Annotated in this window: 1 protein-coding gene; it reads left to right on the top strand. The window is 42.3% G+C overall.

Annotation, left to right across the window (positions count from 1 at the left end; all coding sequences use genetic code 11):
* The coding region (locus P20439_RS04870) for a tyrosine-type recombinase/integrase (protein WP_036932941.1) at window positions 1-207 on the top strand (207 nt) is incomplete at its 5' end.
* Between the last annotated feature and the right edge of the window lie 53 nt (window positions 208-260).

Below are 260 nucleotides of genomic sequence, written 5' to 3'. Positions count from 1 at the left end.
ACACAAGCGTGTGGCTTAAAGTACTGTAATCCACATGCTTTACGCCATGCTTATGCAACACACCAACTTGAATCAGGTATGCCACTTCATCAACTGCAACATCAGCTTGGTCATAGTAATATTAAAACCACACAAAGTTACTTACATTGGTTACCAGAGTTAGGTCATGGCGGCATTGATTTACTTGCGAGCTGGGGAAATCAATGAGCGGCTTGCACCTCGCTGATATTTTAAACTCGAATCTTGAGAATTATCGCCAG

Source organism: Pseudoalteromonas sp. BSi20439 (genome assembly GCF_000241165.1).
In the GTDB taxonomy this organism is placed as follows: domain Bacteria; phylum Pseudomonadota; class Gammaproteobacteria; order Enterobacterales; family Alteromonadaceae; genus Pseudoalteromonas.
This window is presented reverse-complemented; position numbering and strand designations above follow the sequence as displayed.